The sequence below is a fragment of the Streptomyces sp. NPDC087845 genome, from assembly GCF_044742755.1.
GTDB lineage: Bacteria > Actinomycetota > Actinomycetes > Streptomycetales > Streptomycetaceae > Streptomyces.
Genome location: NZ_JBIUVC010000008.1, coordinates 253017 through 269346 on the forward strand (window position 1 = coordinate 253017; position 16330 = coordinate 269346).

The 16330-nt window shown below is 70.2% G+C and carries 15 protein-coding genes; 7 read left to right on the forward strand and 8 right to left on the reverse strand.

Translation table 11 applies throughout. From position 1 onward, the window contains the following. Positions 1-35: 35 nt before the first annotated feature. Entirely contained in the window at positions 36-1955 is a 1920-nt protein-coding gene (locus ACIOMQ_RS22045) for a hydrogenase maturation protein (protein ID WP_402189946.1), read from the reverse strand. Between the two features lie 605 nt (positions 1956-2560). Between ACIOMQ_RS22045 and ACIOMQ_RS22050 the strand changes: the two genes are divergently transcribed. Together ACIOMQ_RS22050 and ACIOMQ_RS22055 are read left to right on the forward strand one after the other, a co-directional pair. After that, the gene (locus tag ACIOMQ_RS22050) at positions 2561-4402 is read left to right on the forward strand and encodes a transglycosylase domain-containing protein (protein ID WP_401754455.1); all 1842 of its coding nucleotides are present in this window, start codon (positions 2561-2563) and stop codon (positions 4400-4402) included. After that, positions 4399-5700 carry a hypothetical protein gene (locus tag ACIOMQ_RS22055; protein WP_362202541.1) on the forward strand — a complete coding sequence of 434 codons (1302 nt, stop codon included), beginning with the start codon at positions 4399-4401 and terminating at the stop codon, positions 5698-5700. The genes ACIOMQ_RS22050 and ACIOMQ_RS22055 overlap by 4 nt, the downstream gene beginning before the upstream one ends. A gap of 53 nt (positions 5701-5753) precedes the next feature. Here the strand turns inward: ACIOMQ_RS22055 and ACIOMQ_RS22060 are convergent, their stop codons facing one another. From ACIOMQ_RS22060 to ACIOMQ_RS22070, 3 genes are read right to left on the reverse strand one after another with little or no spacing between them, the layout of a single operon-like run. Continuing rightward, positions 5754-6791: an ABC transporter substrate-binding protein gene (locus tag ACIOMQ_RS22060; protein WP_362202544.1), complete on the reverse strand. Its 1038-nt coding sequence runs from the start codon at positions 6789-6791 to the stop codon at positions 5754-5756. Positions 6792-6844: 53 nt separating this feature from the next. Continuing rightward, a complete protein-coding gene (locus tag ACIOMQ_RS22065) occupies positions 6845-7708 on the reverse strand; it encodes an ABC transporter permease (RefSeq protein ID WP_362202547.1) in 864 nt (287 codons plus the stop codon). Then, positions 7698-8513, reverse strand: coding sequence for an ABC transporter ATP-binding protein (locus tag ACIOMQ_RS22070; RefSeq protein ID WP_401754450.1), 816 nt, complete (start codon positions 8511-8513; stop codon positions 7698-7700). Before ACIOMQ_RS22070 ends, ACIOMQ_RS22065 begins: the two co-directional genes overlap by 11 nt. A 219-nt stretch (positions 8514-8732) precedes the next feature. Here ACIOMQ_RS22070 and ACIOMQ_RS22075 point away from each other — a divergent pair, with 219 nt between their 5' ends. The 3 genes from ACIOMQ_RS22075 to ACIOMQ_RS22085 all read left to right on the forward strand — a co-directional run bounded on the left by ACIOMQ_RS22075 (position 8733) and on the right by ACIOMQ_RS22085 (position 11537). After that, positions 8733-10331: a sensor histidine kinase gene (locus tag ACIOMQ_RS22075; RefSeq protein WP_362202553.1), complete on the forward strand. Its 1599-nt coding sequence runs from the start codon at positions 8733-8735 to the stop codon at positions 10329-10331. Further along, entirely contained in the window at positions 10328-11044 is a 717-nt protein-coding gene (locus ACIOMQ_RS22080) for a response regulator (RefSeq protein ID WP_362202556.1), read from the forward strand. The genes ACIOMQ_RS22075 and ACIOMQ_RS22080 overlap by 4 nt, the downstream gene beginning before the upstream one ends. A gap of 130 nt (positions 11045-11174) precedes the next feature. Then, the gene (locus tag ACIOMQ_RS22085; RefSeq protein ID WP_362202733.1) at positions 11175-11537 is read left to right on the forward strand and encodes a DUF779 domain-containing protein; all 363 of its coding nucleotides are present in this window, start codon (positions 11175-11177) and stop codon (positions 11535-11537) included. Positions 11538-11968: 431 nt separating this feature from the next. Here the strand turns inward: ACIOMQ_RS22085 and ACIOMQ_RS22090 are convergent, their stop codons facing one another. The 3 genes from ACIOMQ_RS22090 to ACIOMQ_RS22100 all read right to left on the reverse strand — a co-directional run bounded on the left by ACIOMQ_RS22090 (position 11969) and on the right by ACIOMQ_RS22100 (position 14254). After that, the gene (locus tag ACIOMQ_RS22090; RefSeq protein WP_401265207.1) at positions 11969-12730 is read right to left on the reverse strand and encodes a hypothetical protein; all 762 of its coding nucleotides are present in this window, start codon (positions 12728-12730) and stop codon (positions 11969-11971) included. A 272-nt stretch (positions 12731-13002) separates the two neighbouring features. Continuing rightward, on the reverse strand, positions 13003-13197 hold the full coding sequence (locus tag ACIOMQ_RS22095; RefSeq protein WP_362202562.1) for a hypothetical protein: 195 nt from the start codon (positions 13195-13197) through the stop codon (positions 13003-13005). Positions 13198-13306: 109 nt separating this feature from the next. Further along, complete coding sequence (locus ACIOMQ_RS22100; RefSeq protein WP_401265210.1) at positions 13307-14254, reverse strand: phosphatidylinositol-specific phospholipase C/glycerophosphodiester phosphodiesterase family protein; 948 nt, start codon at positions 14252-14254, stop codon at positions 13307-13309. A 517-nt stretch (positions 14255-14771) separates the two neighbouring features. Between ACIOMQ_RS22100 and ACIOMQ_RS22105 the strand changes: the two genes are divergently transcribed. Both ACIOMQ_RS22105 and ACIOMQ_RS22110 read left to right on the forward strand, forming a co-directional pair. Further along, a complete protein-coding gene (locus tag ACIOMQ_RS22105; protein WP_362202568.1) occupies positions 14772-15206 on the forward strand; it encodes a helix-turn-helix domain-containing protein in 435 nt (144 codons plus the stop codon). Positions 15207-15238: 32 nt separating this feature from the next. Beyond that, complete coding sequence (locus tag ACIOMQ_RS22110) at positions 15239-15607, forward strand: DUF4180 domain-containing protein (protein ID WP_402190084.1); 369 nt, start codon at positions 15239-15241, stop codon at positions 15605-15607. Positions 15608-15773: 166 nt separating this feature from the next. Here ACIOMQ_RS22110 and ACIOMQ_RS22115 read toward each other — a convergent pair whose 3' ends face one another. Further along, the gene (locus tag ACIOMQ_RS22115; protein WP_401265214.1) at positions 15774-16298 is read right to left on the reverse strand and encodes a GNAT family N-acetyltransferase; all 525 of its coding nucleotides are present in this window, start codon (positions 16296-16298) and stop codon (positions 15774-15776) included. Positions 16299-16330 lie beyond the last annotated feature (32 nt).

Genomic DNA, 16330 nt, shown 5'->3' on the forward strand with positions numbered 1-16330 from the left:
TGGGAAGAGACACACGAAGGCCGACACATCGACCTTCACTGTTCTTGGTAGCAAGCGTTCGGTGCGGAGACCTCGTGGTGCGCCGCCAGTGCGGTGACGCCGGGCCCCCGGGCGGGCCGATCCCCCGGAGAACCGCCGGCCGGGACCGGGACGGCGTGCGCCGGGCGGCCCGGCGCAGGTTCCTTGCGCACGAACGCGCGTCGCAGCGCGTGGTAGGACGACCGCGGATCGAAGAAGATCCGCCGCATCACGGCCAGCTCCTGCTCCCGGTGGTCGGCCAGCGGCCGGTGGGCCTCGTCCCGGTCCCGCACCGCCTTCTTCGCGGCGATCCGCGACAACGCCGCGGGCGACGCGGCGATCCGGGCCGCCAGCCGGGTGACCTCGCCCGCGAACGACGGCGCGTCACAGGCGATCGTCCGGTCGGCCAGGCCGAGCCGCACAGCGGCCTCGGCGCTCACCGGCAGCGCCCTGTCGGTGAGGCGTTCCGCCGCGGCGGCCCCCACCCTGCGCGGCAGCGTGTAGGTCCAGTACTCGGAGCCGTACAGCCCCATCAGGCGGTAGTGCGGGTTCAGCACCGCGCCCGATCTGCACCAGACCTCGTCCGCGGCCAGGGCGAGCATCGCCCCGCCCGCGGCCGCGTTGCCGCCCAAGGCGGAGACCACCAGGCGGTCGGTGGTGGTCAGCACGGCCTCCACAAAGTCGTCCATGGCGTTGATGTTGGCCCAGGACTCCTCGCCGGGATCGGCGGCGGCCTCGATGACATTGAGGTGGATGCCGTTGGAGAAGAAGTCCCGGCCGCCTCCCAGGACCAGCACCGAGGTGGGCCGTCGGCAGACCAGCCGGTAGGCGTCGAGCAGGCGTCGGCACTGCACCGTGCTCATCGCACCGCCGGGGAAGGAGAACGAGAGGAACCCGGCCTGCCCCTCCTCCCGGTAGCTGATGTCGCTCCAGCCGGGCTCGCGCCCTTCCTCGAACAAGGGCGCGGGGCACTCGGGCAGCGCGGGCAGGCGCCCGGCGAGCGCCGTCACGGCGGGCAGCTTGAACGTGGCGGGCCCTCCCGGCCGGCGACGGGGGCGAAGCTCGGGAATCCACACCGCGCCGTCGGTCGTCGCCCGGCAGACGGCCCCGGCCCTCACGGCCACCAGCTCGCCCGGCCCGCCCCGCAGTTCGTACTCCGGGTGCCCCCCGTGCAGAAACCATTCACCGCCGAGCAGTTCGTCCCGCACGCCGGGGTGCGAGTCGGCGGCTCGCAGCTTGCGCAGGACCGCTTCCGTGGAGTCCGACCCCCAGTCGATGCGGCGGTGCTCCTGCCGGAGGTACGGCCGCGTACGGATGCGCAGCTCCTCGTCCCCGCCGGTCTGTGCGCGGGGAACGTACGTACCGGACGAGAAGCGCTCGACGGCGAGGTGCACTGCCCGCAGCGCGGCGTCGGAGACCTCGTTGCGGTAGAGGTCGCTCTTGCCCACCGGTGGCACCGGAAAGGTGGCCGATGCCCAGATGGCCCCGGCATCCATTTCCTCGTCGGCCTGCAGAACGGTCACGCCCCAGGTGTCCGCGCCCTCGTCGATCGCCCAGTCGAGGGCGGAGGGACCGCGGTCGCCCGGCGGGCCCGGATGGACGACGAGGCAGGTGTGCGCTGCCCACACCTCCCGTGGGATGGCGGTCTTCAGCAACGGGGCCACCACCAGGTCGGGCGCGAACTCGCGCACGGCCCGCCGCAGCGACGCGTCGCGTGCGGACTCCTCCGGCAGAGCGAGTTCCACCGCCACGACGTGGCCACGGTCCCCCAGTTCAGCATGAACACGCTGAGTGAGGCTGTTGAACGCGCTCGCCACGAGCAGGATGTGCACGGCAGTCTCCCAACGCCGGGCGGATTCGGCTGCTTGCGATGGTGGGGCGCTGCGGGCGGCGCTCCACCGGCAACAGGCCGTCAAGTCACCCGAAAGCGAACACATCTGCGACCACTCAGTGGAACCCGGACACCCCACGCTCGACCAACGCCCGCGGACCGGCCGGCGGCAGGGTCGGAGCCGAGCCCGCATTCCGGGCCCAACTACGGCCCTCCGGCGCCCGATCGGGACCGGGCGGCACGGACTTCCCCGGCGGCCTGTTATCTTTGCGTGACTTCGCGACGCAACTCTCGGTCATGCTTTGGCCTTTGCTGCGACGGAGTCGGCGAGGGGGGAGCGTGTGGTCACCCTCTGGGCGCTTCCGTCCGATCAGCGGCCCAGGGCCTGAACCGGACCCGGGATGCGCATGCCTTGCACCGGCCGAGCCGAAGGCGTGGCAGCGGACGAGCAATGACCACTACATGTGTACGGGCACGGTCGTAGTCCGCGGCCGGCCCGGCCTGTCACGGCTGGACGGAATGACACAGCACAACGCATTCAGCAGAACGGCGCGCTCCGCCCGGACCGCGCGGGCCCGGGGCGCGGGACGCCGAAAACACTCGAAGCGGCCACGCCCACGCCTGCTGCGCGGCCCGGACTACCCACGCGCGGGCCGGCGCGGCTGGCGGAGATGGGTGCCCTCGTGGCGGTTGGCCCTGGGTTCGTTCCTGATGGTCACCGCAACGCTCGCGACCGTGGTGGGCATCGCCTACGCGCGTACGGACATCCCCAAGGACCTCAACGCGTTCGCCACGCAGCAGGACACCGTCTACTACTGGGCCGACGGCACGCCCATGGCCCGTACCGGCTGGGTGAGCCGCCAGGAGATGCCCCTGTCGAAGATTCCCGACGACGTCCGATGGGCCGTACTGGCGGCCGAGAACGCCGACTTCTACTCGGACCACGGCATATCGACGCAGGGCATCACCCGCGCGCTGTGGCGCACGGTCGGCGAGGGCGACACCCAGGGCGGCTCGACGATCACCCAGCAGTACGTCAAGAACGTCTACCTCTCGCAGGACCAGTCCTTCTCCCGCAAGTTCACCGAGATGCTGCTCGCGGTCAAACTCGACCGCCATGTGAGCAAGGACAAGATCCTTCAGGAGTACCTGAACACCAGCTGGTTCGGCCGTGGCACCTACGGTCTCCAACGCGCGGCCCAGGCCTACTACGGCAAGGAGGTCACCCAACTCGACGCCAGCGAGGGAGCGTTCCTCGCGTCCCTGCTCAAGGGCGCCTCGCTCTACGACCCCGCCGTCAACCCGCACAACCGCAAGCGTGCCGTCGCCCGGTGGAAGTGGACGCTGGACCGCATGGTGGAGATCGGCAGGCTGAGCCCGGCCGAGCGGGCCCGGTACACGGTCTTTCCCGATCCGAAGCCCCTGCACAAGCCGAACAGCACGGCCGGGCAGGACGGTTACCTCGTCCAGCTCGCCGAGTCGTACGCCAAGCGTGCCGGGCACATCTCCGACGCGCGCTTCGACCTCGGCGGCTACCAGATCTACACGACGTTCGAGAAGCCGCGGATGACCGCCCTCAGCCGGGCCGTGAAGGACGCGCGCGACACGCTCGATCCCAAGCAGCGCAAGACCGACCGCCACGTCCGGTTCGGTGCCGCGTCCGTTGCCCCGGACGGCCGGATCCTCGCCGTGTACGGCGGCCCGGACTTCGAACGGCAGGCCTTCAACGAGTCCAACGCCGGTACCGTGCCCGCCGGTTCGGCCTTCACCCCGTTCGTCTACGCCGCCGGCCTGGAGCACGGCATCGCGCCCCGGCGCAACGGCCCCCGGACCACCGTCACCCCCTCGACCGTGTACGACGGTGACGACGACATCCCGGTCATGACACCCGAGGGCCCCTACTGGGACCGCAGCGGCAAGATGGTCAAGGGCCGCAACGACGGCGACCACTCCTACGGCCGCATCAGCCTGCACGACGCCATGGCGAAGGGCGTGAACTCCCCGTTCCTCCAGCTCGGCATGGACGCGGGGCTGAAGCAGGTCCGCAGTACGGCCGAAGCATCCGGGCTGCTCCCGTCCAGCTTCGGCCCACCCGTTCCCGCGTTCTCGATGGGGAACTCCACGCCGAGCGCCATCCGCATGGCCGACGCGTACGGCATGTTCGCGGCCCACGGCATGCACACCGATCCGTACTCGGTACGGAAGGTCACCCGCAACGGCGAGCCGGTCCGGCTGAACCTGCCGCGGACGAAGCGCGCCGTGCGGTCCGCCGTCGCGGACGAGGTCACCGCGTCCCTCGCACGGCCCGACGGGAAGACCGGTGCCGGCTCGGCCCCACCGGTCGCCGCCAAGGCGGGAACCACCGAGGACGACACCGCGCGCTGGTACGTCGGATACGACCGGACCGCGTCCACGGCCGTCGTCGTGTACCGCATGGACCTGGCGAAGAGTCTGGCACCGCTGCCGCTCAAGGGACTGGGCGGCAGCTCGGCGGCCGGCCGAAAGCTCTCGTCCCGGATCTGGAACACATACACGGAAGCCATGACGAAGTGACAAAGACCAGAAAAAAATCCGCTGTTGACCGGATTCGGGCCCGCGCGACGCCCCGTGTCGTGCTCGGGCTCGCGGCATGCCTTGTCGTGTCGGGTTCCGCGGCGCTGATCCCGCTGGCGTCCGACGATGCGTCGGACAGCCGGACCCCGCGGGGCACGAGCACCGTCGCCGCGCCGACGCCCACCGCCCGGGAGCGCAGTGAGGGCGGCGGGAAGAGGACGGAGGAGGAGAAGTGGGACGGGAAGATCAGGATTCTGGGGGACGGCTCCACGTCCTACACGGGACCCCAGCCACACCGGTTGAAGGCCGAGCGGCTCAAGCCGGGTGAGAAGCCGCCGCAGTTCGTGGTGTTCTCCTGGGACGGCGCGCTCGAGGGCGACGATCGCATGTTCTCGCGGTTCCGCCGTGCGGCCAAGGAGAGCAACGCGCACATGACGTTCTTCCTCACCGGGATCTACCTGCTCCCGAAGGAGAAGAGCAACCTCTACGAGCCGCCGCAGCACAAGCCCGGAGCGGCCGCGATCTCGTACCCGACGCGTGAACACATCCGCATGACGCTGGAACAGCTCGGCGGCGCCTGGCGGGAGGGCAATGAGATCGGGTCCCATTTCAACGGTCACTTCTGCGACAAGAAGGGCGGTGGGGACTGGAGTACGAACGAGTGGATCAGCGAGATCAACCAGTTCTACTCCTTCGTGCAGAACTGGAAGACCAACACGGGCTTCACCGACCTCGATCCGCTGCCGTTCGACCCCACCCGCGAGGTCGTCGGCGGGCGGGCCCCCTGTCTCGAAGGCCAGAAGACCCTCCTGCCGGCGACCAAGCCCTTCGGATGGCGCTACGACGCGAGCTCCCCGGGGGACTTCCAGATCTGGCCCTCCAAGAAGAACGGTGTCTGGGACTTCCCGTTGCAGATGCTGCCGTTCCCCGGCAAGGACTTCCAGGTGCTGTCCATGGACTTCAACTTCCTCTACAACCAGTCGGAGGGCAACACCGAGGGCGACCCCGCGGAATACGGAAAATGGCGCAAGGAGGCGAAGGACTCGTACGTCGCCGGGTTCAACCGGGTGTTCCACGGCAGCCGGGCGCCGCTGTTCATCGGGAATCACTTCGAGGACTGGAACGGCGGGATCTACATGGATGCCGCCGAGGAGACGATGCGAGAGGTCTGCCCGCGCAAGGAGGTGCGCTGTGTCTCCTTCCGCGAACTGACCGACTGGCTCGACGCGCAGGACCCCAAGGTCCTCGCCCAGTGGCGAACGCTCGACCCCGCCCAGCCTCCGAACTGGAAGCAGTAGGCGGGGCATCGAGCCGGACGGGTTCGGCGCGCGGGCGTCCTCGGCGCCCGCGGTCAGCCCGCCTTCTTGACGAATTCCGTGGTGTACGTCTTGGCGAGGTCCACCTTCGCGTTCTTCAGGTTGGGGTTGAAGGCCTTCAGGACCCGCTCGACGGTGGCGGGGCCGTCCGCGGGCATGACGCCGTCCGTGGTGAACATGGGCAGGGTGCTCTTGATGGCCTTCGCGTAGAGAGCCTTTCCGCCGCCCTGGGCGTAGTCGGCGGGCATCTTCGCGGCGATCTCGTCGGCGCTGTGCGTGGACATCCACTTCAGCGTCCTGACGAAGGCGTTGGCCAGTTTCTGGACGGTGTCCTTGTGGCTGTCGACCCACTCGGTCTGCATGTAGAGGCTGGAGGACGGGTAGAGCCCGCCGAGCGCCTGCTTGGATCCTTCCGGGGTCCGCATGTCGATGAGGATCTTGCCGAGCTTCTTGTCCAGGACGGTGGCGACCGTCGGATCGGTGGTCATACCGCCCTGGATGGAACCCTGCTGAAGGGCGGAGATGAACGTCTGCCCCGCGCCGACGGCCACGGGCGTGAATTCGCTCGTCTTCACCCCGTTGCTCACCGCGAGGTACTTCGTGAGGAAGTCGGTCGAGGAGCCGAGCCCCGTCACACCGAGCTTCTTGCCCTTGAAGTCCTTCGCGGACCTGACGTCTCCCGCCGCCCGGTCGGAGACGATCTCGACCTCGCCGGGGGCCTGGGAGAACTGGACGACCGACTCGACCTGCTTGCCCTTCACCTGGAGGTCGAGGGTGTGGTCGTAGAAGCCCACCGTGCCCTGGACGTCGCCGGAGACCAGCGCCGTCTCGGCCTGGACGCCCGCGGGCTCGGTGAGGAGCTGGACCGATACCCCTTCGTCCTTGAAGTAGCCGAGCCGTTCGGTGAGCATCGCGGGCAGGTAGATGACCTTGTCCAGGCCCCCGACCATGATCTTGACCTTGTCGTTCTTGCCACCGGAGGCCGAGGTGGAGTCGCCGCCGCAGGCGGTCAGGCTGGTCAGGGCGAGTGCCCCGGCGACGGCGGCGGCCGAGATCCTGGTGGATGTGCGCATCTGATTCACGTCCTTGTGAAGAAGCATTCGGGGTGTGCGGATGGCGACGGGGGTCAGCGGGCGGTGTCCGCCTCGGCAGGCTTCCAGCGGAAGAGCCGCTTCTCGAGGAAGGTCAGCAGGCCTTCGGCCAGCAGCGCGACGATCGCGAGGATGACCATCGCGGCGTAGACACCGGCGGCGTTGAACGTGCCCTGGGAGGCGGCGACCAGTAGTCCGAGCCCCTTGGTGGCACCGATGTACTCACCGACGATGGCGCCGATGAGGGCGAAGCCGAAGCTCACATGCAGGCTGGTGAAGATCCACGACGTGGCCGAGGGGACGACCACCTGAAGGGTGACCTGCCGGTTGCTCGCGCCCAGGATGCGGGAGTTGGCGACGAGGTTGCGGTCGACCTCCCTGGCCCCCTGGAAGGCGTTGAAGAAGACGGGGAAGAACACCAGGACGACCGCGGAGGCGACCTTCGAGGCCGGGCCGAGGCCGAACCAGATGAGGAAGATCGGGGCGAGCACGATGCGCGGCAGGGCGTTGAGCACCTTGATGTACGGGCCGAGGACGTCGGCGGCGAACCGGACACGGCCCAGCGCGATTCCCAGCAGCACACCGGCGATCACACCGATGACCCAGCCGAGCAGCGCTTCGTGGAGCGTGTACCAGATCTGCTCCCACAGGGGCCCCTGGGCGGTGCCGTCGACGACCCAGGTGCGGATCTGGTCCCAGATCTTCGACGGCATGGAGAAGTTGAAGGGGTCGATGACCGCGGTACGGGCCAGCCACTCCCACAGCCCGATGACCGCGAGGAGCACCGCGACCCGGCTCCCGAGCACCAGGTACCTGCGGTTCCGGGCGGCCCGCACCCTGGCCCGGGTGCGTTCGGTCTTCGTGACGGCGGCGTTCGCCGTGAGGGTTTCAGGCGGCATCGAGGGCACCCCTCTCACGGGTGATGCGGACCTCTTCGCCGAGCGAGGACCAGATCTCCCGGTAGATCTCGACGAACCGGGGCTCCAGACGCACCTGTTCGACCTTGCGGGGGCGGGGCAGGTCGATCTCGAAGACCTCCTTGACCGTGGCCGGGCCCGCGGTCATGACCACGACCTTGTCGGCCAGCGCGATGGACTCCTCCAGGTCATGGGTGACGAAGACGACGGAGGAGCCGGTGCCGGCCCACAGCTCCAGCAGTTCGTCCGACATCAGGGCCCTGGTCTGCACATCGAGTGCGGAGAAGGGTTCGTCCATGAGCAGGATCTCGGGGTCGTTGACAAAGGTGGCCGCGAGGGCGACCCGCTTGCGCTGACCACCGGACAGCTGGTGGGGATACCGGTCCTCGAAGGTGGACAGCCCGACCCGGGCGAGCCACTGCCGGGCCCGTTCCTTCGCCTCGGATTTCGGCACGCCACGGAAGCGAGGACCCGCCATCACATTGGAGAGCACGGTCCGCCAGGGGAAAACCGCGTCCTGCTGGAAGACGAAGCCGACCTTGTCGCCGATGCCGCGCACCGGCTCGCCGCCCACCAGCACCTCCCCCTCGGTGGGCTCCTCCAGACCGCTCACCAGGGTCAGAGTGGTCGACTTGCCGCATCCGGTGGGACCGACGACGGCGACGAACTCACCGCGCCCGATGGTGAGGTCCAGATCCCTTACGGCGGTGTGGAGCGCCCCCGACGGAGTCCGGAACGCTTTGCTCGCCCCCCGCAGCTCGATGGCGGGGCTCGTATCGCTGTTCATGGAGCGGGACGCTAGGTGCGGCGCCCGGACGTGGGCACCCTTGCGCTCACAACTCCTGCTTCTGCCCATAACCCGCGGTTCTGCCCGTTCTGCTCACGCTGCGGCAACGAATGGGCCACGAGGACTGTTCATCGACGACGGCGGCGTTTACGTTGCGTTCACACAAGGACGAAACGGAGCATCAGGTTCCTGGCCGGCGGAAGGCAGAGGTCGAAGCACATGCGGATTCACTGGCCCCGCCGTGTCTTCGCCCAGGTCCTGCTCACCCAGGTAGCCATCACCACCGGCGTGATCATGCTCGTCACCGGGCTCTTCCTCGCGCCCCTGAGCCACCAGCTCGACGACCAGGCGATGCATCAGGCGTTGTCCATCGCCCAGACCACCGCCGCCGAACCCGGCCTGGTACGCAACCTGGCCGGCACCGACCCCAGCCCCACCGGACCGGTACAGGCCGAGGCGGAGCGGATCCGGCGGGCCACCGGGGCGCTCTACGTCGTGGTCATGGACACCCGCGGGGTTCGCTGGTCGCACACCGACACGGCGCAGATCAGCAGACACGTCTCGACCGATCCCAGCACGGCTCTGGGCGGGCGGGAGGTCATGCAGATCGACAACGGAACCCTGGGCCGCTCGGCACGCGCGAAGGTCCCCCTGCGCGACGGGGACGGGACCATCGTGGGTGCCGTCTCGGTCGGCATCGCCTACGACAGCGTCCATGAACGGCTGCTCGGGGCCATTCCCGGTCTGCTGCTCTACTCCGGGGCGGCGCTCGCCGTGGGCGTGCTGGCCGCCCTGGCCGTGTCGCGGCGGCTGCAGCGCGGCACCCATGGGCTGGCGTTCGCCGACATCTCCGCGCTGCTGGACGAGCGGGAGGCCATGCTGCACAGCATTCGCGAGGCCGTTCTCGCCCTCGACGCCCGGGGCCGGATCCGGTTGCTCAACGACGAGGCGCGGCGCCTGCTGGAGCTGGGCCAGGACGCCCTCGGGCGGCCGCTGGGCGAAGTGCTGCCGCCGGGCCGTACGACGGAGGTGCTGGCGGGACGGGTCGGGGGCGCCGACCTGATCACCGTCTGCAAGGGGCGCGTGCTGATCGCCAACCGCATGCCCACCGGTGACGGCGGAGCCGTCGTCACCCTGCGCGACCGTACCGAGCTGGAGCTGCTCGGCCGTGAGCTGGACTCCACGCACGGCCTGCTGGACGCGTTGCGCGCCCAGGACCACGAGCACGCGAACCGGCTGCACACCGTGCTCGGGCTGCTGGAACTCGGGAGGCACGAAGCCGCGGTGGAGTTCGTCGCGGAGGTGACCGATGGTCACCGGGCATCGGCGGAGCAGGTCGCCGAGCGCGTCAACGACCCGCTGCTGTCGGCGCTGCTGGTGGGCAAGTCGGCCATCGCGGCGGAGCGTGGCGCGTCCCTGCGCGTCTCGCCGAACACCCGGCTCCCGGACATGGTGGTGGACCCGCGCGATCTGGTGACGGTCCTCGGCAACCTCATCGACAACGCGCTGGACGTCGCTTCGCTCGTCGAGGTCGAACTGCTCGCCGAGGGGACCACCGCGGTCCTGCGGGTCAGCGACAACGGTCCCGGGATACCTCCCGGCATGCGCGAGCACATCTTCACCGAGGGCTGGTCCACCAAGGAGTCCCCCGCGCATCGTGGCCGCGGTCTGGGTCTGGCGCTGGTGCGCCGGCTGGCCGAGCGCTACGGTGGCGCGGCTCGCGTCACCGCCAGGGCCGGCGGCGGCGCGGTCTTCACCGTCGTTCTGCCCGAGGCACTCGGCGTCCGGACGCCGACCGGAGTGGGAGAGTTGCGATGATCGATGTCCTGGTGGTGGACGACGACTTCCGTGTTGCCGAGATCAACGCCGAGTACGTGGCCAGGGTTCCCGGCTTCCGCGTGGTCTCACGTGCGCACACCGCCGCGCAGGCGCTGGCCTTCCTGGAGCGCCACCACGTCGATCTCGTCCTTCTCGATCACTACCTTCCGGACGAGACGGGGCTGACCCTGGTGCGACGCATGCGCCAGCTCGGCCACCCGGCCGATGTGATCATGGTGACCGCGGCGCGTGATGTGTCGACCGTCCGGACGGCCATGCGGTACGGCGCCCTGCAGTACCTGGTCAAGCCGTTCAGCTTCACGGGTCTGCGGTCCAAGCTGGAGGGTTACGCAGCCCTGCGCCGGGCCCTCGACGGCGTGGGCGGCGGCCGGGGCGAGGCGGGACAGGAGCAGGTCGACCGGATATTCGGTGCCCTTCGCACCGCGGAGCCGGGCCCTGCGGCGGCTCTGCCCAAGGGCCACTCGGCGCCCACGGCCGACGTGATCCGCCATGTCCTGTCGGCCGCCGACGAGCCGTTGTCCGCCCACGAGGTGGCCACCCGGGCCGGGTTGAGCCGCTCCACCGCCCAGCGGTATCTCAAGTACCTGGAGGGCGCGGGCCGTATCAGCCTCAGCCTCAAGTACGGCGACACCGGCCGGCCGGAACACCGTTACGCATGGGCGAAGGAGGCAGAGGGGCGTACGGTGCCGTAGACGCCCGGCCGCGGCGCCGGCACACCGTCTCCCGCCCAGGTCGAAGGGACTGATGCATGAACCGATTCGGTACGAGGCCCCCGGCGCCGGTCCGCCGCGCTGCGGGGAACTCCGGCTCCGGGCCGCGGCGATGAGCCCGTCCGGCGCGGCGACCGTGGAGCTCACCGCCGCGGCCGCCGACCTGGTGCGCCGACTGCGCGCGGTCCACGGCCCGTTGATGTTCCACCAGTCGGGCGGCTGCTGCGACGGCAGCGCGCCCATGTGCTACCCGGCCGGTGAGTTCCGTACCGGCGGCTCGGACGTGCTGCTGGCCTCGCTGGACGTCGACGGGGTGGCGGAGGGTGTCCCGTTCTGGATGTCGAGGAGCCAGTACGAGGTGTGGGCGCACACCCGGCTGATCGTCGACGTGGTGGAGGGGCGGGGCAGCGGATTCTCTCTGGAGGCTCCGGAGGGGGTGCGTTTCCTGATCCGGTCCCGGCTCGTCGGCTCATGAGGCGGTGCGGCACAGCGGCGGTGTGCCGGAGCCGCGAGAACGATGCCTCCGGGGGCGAGGACAGCCTCTTCTTCGTCCCGCCGGGCGGCACGGCACCGCGACCGGTTCGCCTCCGTCGCCCGCCCCTCCTGGCTGAGGTCGAAGGTGGTGGTGGCACACTCCCCCGCCCAGGCCGTGGCGGGCCGTGTCAGGAGCGCGGTGCCGCAGGGGGCGAGCGCCAGGGCCGGTGCGCGGGCACGCGCTCTTCGGGACGGCGGAAGCATCGGGCTCCTCGGTCGGGTACGGGGTCGCGCCGCCGCCCGGCGCCAGAGCGATCACCTTGAGGTATCCATGCAACTGCATCAGGTTTCATGCCTGCTTCACGCCGGCGCAACACGGCGCGTCACGTGCGGCTGTCACGGGACGGAGCATCGCGAGACGGGCGGCCGGGGTCAGCCGGGCAACGGACCGGACCGCGGGCCGGGGCCTCGCGTGCGGTCGTGCCGGTCGAGCATCGCACGCCGGATCCCGGCGGCCGCGGCCCGTGCGTGGTCCGGTGCGGCGGCCCGGCCGGCGACCGAAGGAACGAAGCGATGCCCGAGCCGCCGGCAGTGCGTGCACGCGGTGTCCGTGGCGACGAGAGAGCCGTCCTCGCACCGCGGGTCGGAGCAGGACCCCGGCCACAGCAGCCGCTCGGCGACATCCGCGGCGCTCCACCGCTGACCGCCGTCCTCGTTCTTCTCGTGCAGGGCGTGGGACCAGCGGAGATTCCATCGGCGTTCGAGCCGTTCCCGGAGCTGGTCGGCGCTGCGCCGGGCCAGCTCGCGATGGATCAGTTCGAGAAGAGCGGGCGGGAAGCGGCGGCCGAGCGCCCGCGTCAGCGGCTGGGGAAGCGCCTGGAGGACGTATCCGACCGGGTCGCTCCCCGCCCTCTCCCGCCATTTCCGGCACGAACACCCGCCCTCGGGCGACAACGGTTCACGGCAACGGCCGCACAGACCGCGGCAGTCGAGGCAGAGACCGCCGTCGAGCCCGTCCAGATACGGTGCCGGGGCCCGGCCGCATTCACGGCAGCAGGCGGCGCACGGACCGCAGAGCTGTTCGTGGCCCGCCCTGGTCGTCCAGGGGCGCTGCTGGCAGCGGCAGCAGCGCCCGGTCGCGCAGTACTCGTGGTGAGCGGCGCCCGAATCGCGTCCGAGGGGCGGAAAAGACATGGCGGCGTTCTCCAGGTCCTTGGGGAGGTGCCATGCCCCGGCGCGAGGTCCGGTCAGGGGCCGTCACCCGTGCGGTCCGTGTCGTCTCGGACCGTTTCATCCCAGCGGTCCGGTCGTCCCCGGATGACGGTTTCGTGCCGCCGACTGTTCAGAGCGATCACTTTCTGCTCGTGAGGCCGGTCCGTATCAGCCCTGTTCTGGATCGCTACCGATCGTGTGCGATCGATACCCATGGGTGGGGAGTCCCGCGCATGCGCCGACGAGGGCCGGAGTCAGGGCTTGAGGCTGCTGACGACGTCGGCCGTGGCCGTCAGGCCGTTCTGGATGGTCGGCGCCATGCTCGTGCCCGCGAGGAAGAACCCGAGCATGGCGCAGACCAGTGCGTGCGAAATCTTCAGCCCCCCGTTGCGGAGGAAAACCACCGCGAGGATCAGCAGAAGCAGCACCAGTGAGATCGAAATGGCCATGGCCAACCTCCTCCGCCGCGCCGGAATGCGGCATTCGGCCGCCAGTGTGGCGTAGCGCAGAGGCCATCCGGCGGACTGGCATGTCCGCCATCCGGGTGTTGACTGGCTGTCACGCTCCGATGGGTGCGCCTGCTGCCGGCCGGCCGCCGAGCGGAGCCGCCTCGGCCCCGGCGTCCCTGTCATGGGTACGCAGGAAGTGTCCGAGCCCGGCCAGATCATCGGTGTTGAGGTGATCGACCCCGGCGGCCAGCAGCTCCGTCCATACGGCTTCCCGCTCCGGTCCCGCGATGTCCGGGGTGGCCCAGAAACGGACGCGTTGGCCGCCTCGATGGGCCGTCGCGACGAGCGAGCGCAGTTTCTCCCGCTCGGCCACGGGGAAGGGCCCCGCGCCCAGCCAGCTGAAGTTGTCGCTCCAGCTGTCGCTGATGAGCGGGATGAACGCGGCGGTGGCCGCGGTCCCGAGGTCGTCCGGCCGGCCGTCGTAGAAGGCGTATCGCGTGCGCTGCGCCTCCATCGGGGCGCGGGCGGCGCGGTCGCCGGAGATGACGGGTGTGATCGCGCCGGGCCGCACCCGGCCGTGGTGGTACGCCGTCAGCATCTGCCGGTACCGCTGGAGCTGCCGGTCCAGTTCGAGGTAGGCGGCCGCTCCGTCGGTCTTGATGTCTATCAGTAGCTGGACGGGTTCGCGGTAGCCGGGGTGGACCGCACCGTGGTTGGCCCGGACCCTGGCCAGCAGCGGGTCCAGGTAGAGCGAGGCGAGGGTTCGGGCGGGGTCGAGGTCGGTGGCCTCATGGGCGACCAGCAGCTCCCCGTCCACGAGGAAGATGTCCGCCTCGACGCTGGTGAAGCCGTGGGCGAGCGCGTCGTGGAGGGGGCGCGGGTGCAGGTAGTCGTTGTGCGCGTGGGCCCGGCGCAGCGGGCGCGGACGGTGGCGGCCCGCGGCGGGGGGTGCGGCGGGGGCCTCGGACGCGACGGCCGTCCGCGGGGACAGGACCGCGCCTGCGGCGACGGTGGCGAGCGCGGTGGTGACGACGCTTCGGCGGGTCGGGGACGCCATGTTTTCTCCTGGGAGCGAGGCGGATCGGATGGGCGGACGCGACCGAGTATGCGACGACAGCACCCGCAACGGGCAGGCACTTCACAAGAGTTGACCGGGTCGTCGTCCGCCCGTCGACTGCCGTTCCCCCGGCCCCCGGCCGGGCCCGGGACCGCCGGGCGGTGGTGGACGCCGGACGGGGTCGTCACTGCCGAGCGCGCGCCGTCGGCGCTGCGGCCCGCGGGCGGTACGCGCGAGTCTCCGGTGGCCGGCCGACGGACGATGGGCGATGGGCGTTGCGGAGGAAGGGCGGCACCTGCCTGCACCCGGCTCTGCCGCCTCCCCGGGGCGCCTTCCGTGCGCACGGCCGGCCCCTCCGGGAGCAGGCGGCACCGACCCGACCCACGCGACTGACAACCCGTCCGTCCGCTCACCACTCCCCCTCGGACACCTTAAACTTCCCTAATCTTCCCTTTCTCATGTACGTTAAAGGAAATGAAATGCCTGCGGGGCGGGCGGAAGCGCAGGTGGGGGCGACATGGTGCGGCAGCTCTACTACTCGGTGGACCAAGTGGCCGGCCTGCTGGGACTCCATGTCAGGACCGTGCGGGGCTATGTGCGGGACGGGCGGCTGAAAGCGACCCGGGTCGGCAGGCAGTACCGCGTCACCCGTGAGGATCTGGAGGCGTTCACCGGCATCCCCGCGCCGCCTCCCGCTCGCCGTACGCGCCATGCCGAGGTGTCCGGCATCGTGCAGATCGACGCGATCAGCCCCGAAGCGACCATCCGTCTGACCAACCTGGTCATGGCCGCCGCGCAGGGCCGGCACCACGAGCCGGGCCATGACCGACTGCGCGTGGAGGCCGTCTACGACGAGGAACGAGCCACCCTCAAGATCATCGTCCTGGGCGGCCTGGACACCACAGCGGACCTGCTGAAGATCATCAACACTCTGATCGAGGAACCGGAATGAGCAGCGCCTACACCTCCGAGGAACACAGCCCCATGCCTGACACGCTCCAGCACCTCGCAGGCACACCCGTCCTCGTCTGCGCGCAGGACGGCGCTCCGCTGCGCAACGAGCAGGACGCCCTCGACCTGATCGGCGAAGGGCTCGGGCACGACGCCGCCTGGGTCGCGGTTCCGGTCGGCCGGCTCACGGACGACTTCTTCTGGTTGCGGACCCGCGTCGCGGGCGGCATCGTCCAGAAGTTCGCCAACTACCGCCTGAAACTGGCCGTCGTCGGGGACATCTCCCGGCACACCGAGGCCGGCGGCGCCCTGCCGGACTTCGTCCGCGAGAGCAACCGGGGCACCCAGCTCTGGTTCCTGCCCGACATCGACGCCCTGCGCACACGGTTGGCACAGGTCTGACAGGGGCGTACAAGGGGGCGCCGCGCGAGCATGAGAGGCAGCCCCTTCCCGTGGCGTCCCAGTCATGGCCGCGTGTCTGCGGACGCGGACGGGCGAGGCACGATCGCCCTCGATGCACCGACGGTCACACACCCGGGACACCACCGTCCCGAGCCCTCGTCCTGGGTCAGCGATCGGAGCCGTCGGCGTCGATGAAGCCCATCGTCCGGTTCATCGCGATGGCGCTTGCGTTCGCCGGATGGTGGAAGGTGCGGACCTTGCGCGCTCCACGTGTTCGGGCGAAGGCCATGCCGTACGTCTTCATGGCGACGGAGACGCCGCGCCCCCGGTACGCGGCCCTCACCCCGGTCATCTCGTTGACGACGAACTCCCCGCGGTCGGAGGTCGCCGCCATGCCGATCCAGGCTTCGCCGTCCAGGGCGATCACGACACTCTGCGGATCGAAGGGAGGGACTTCCAGCCGGCACTCGGTGTATTCGTCGAACGAGTAGAACGCGCCCCGCTCCGGGATGTCGGCGGAGCACTCCTTGTTCAGCTCGTACAGGGCTCGGCGGTGCTCCGGTGTGTCTCCCAGTTCGGCGAGCGTGGTCAACCGGATGCCGGCGGCACTGCACCGGGTCACGTACGCCTCGAACCGCTCCGCGTCGAACGCGCTGACATCGAGTTCAAGCTCCACCCACCGACCGGCCATGCTGCCCCTCCCCCTGAATCCGCCGGACGCGG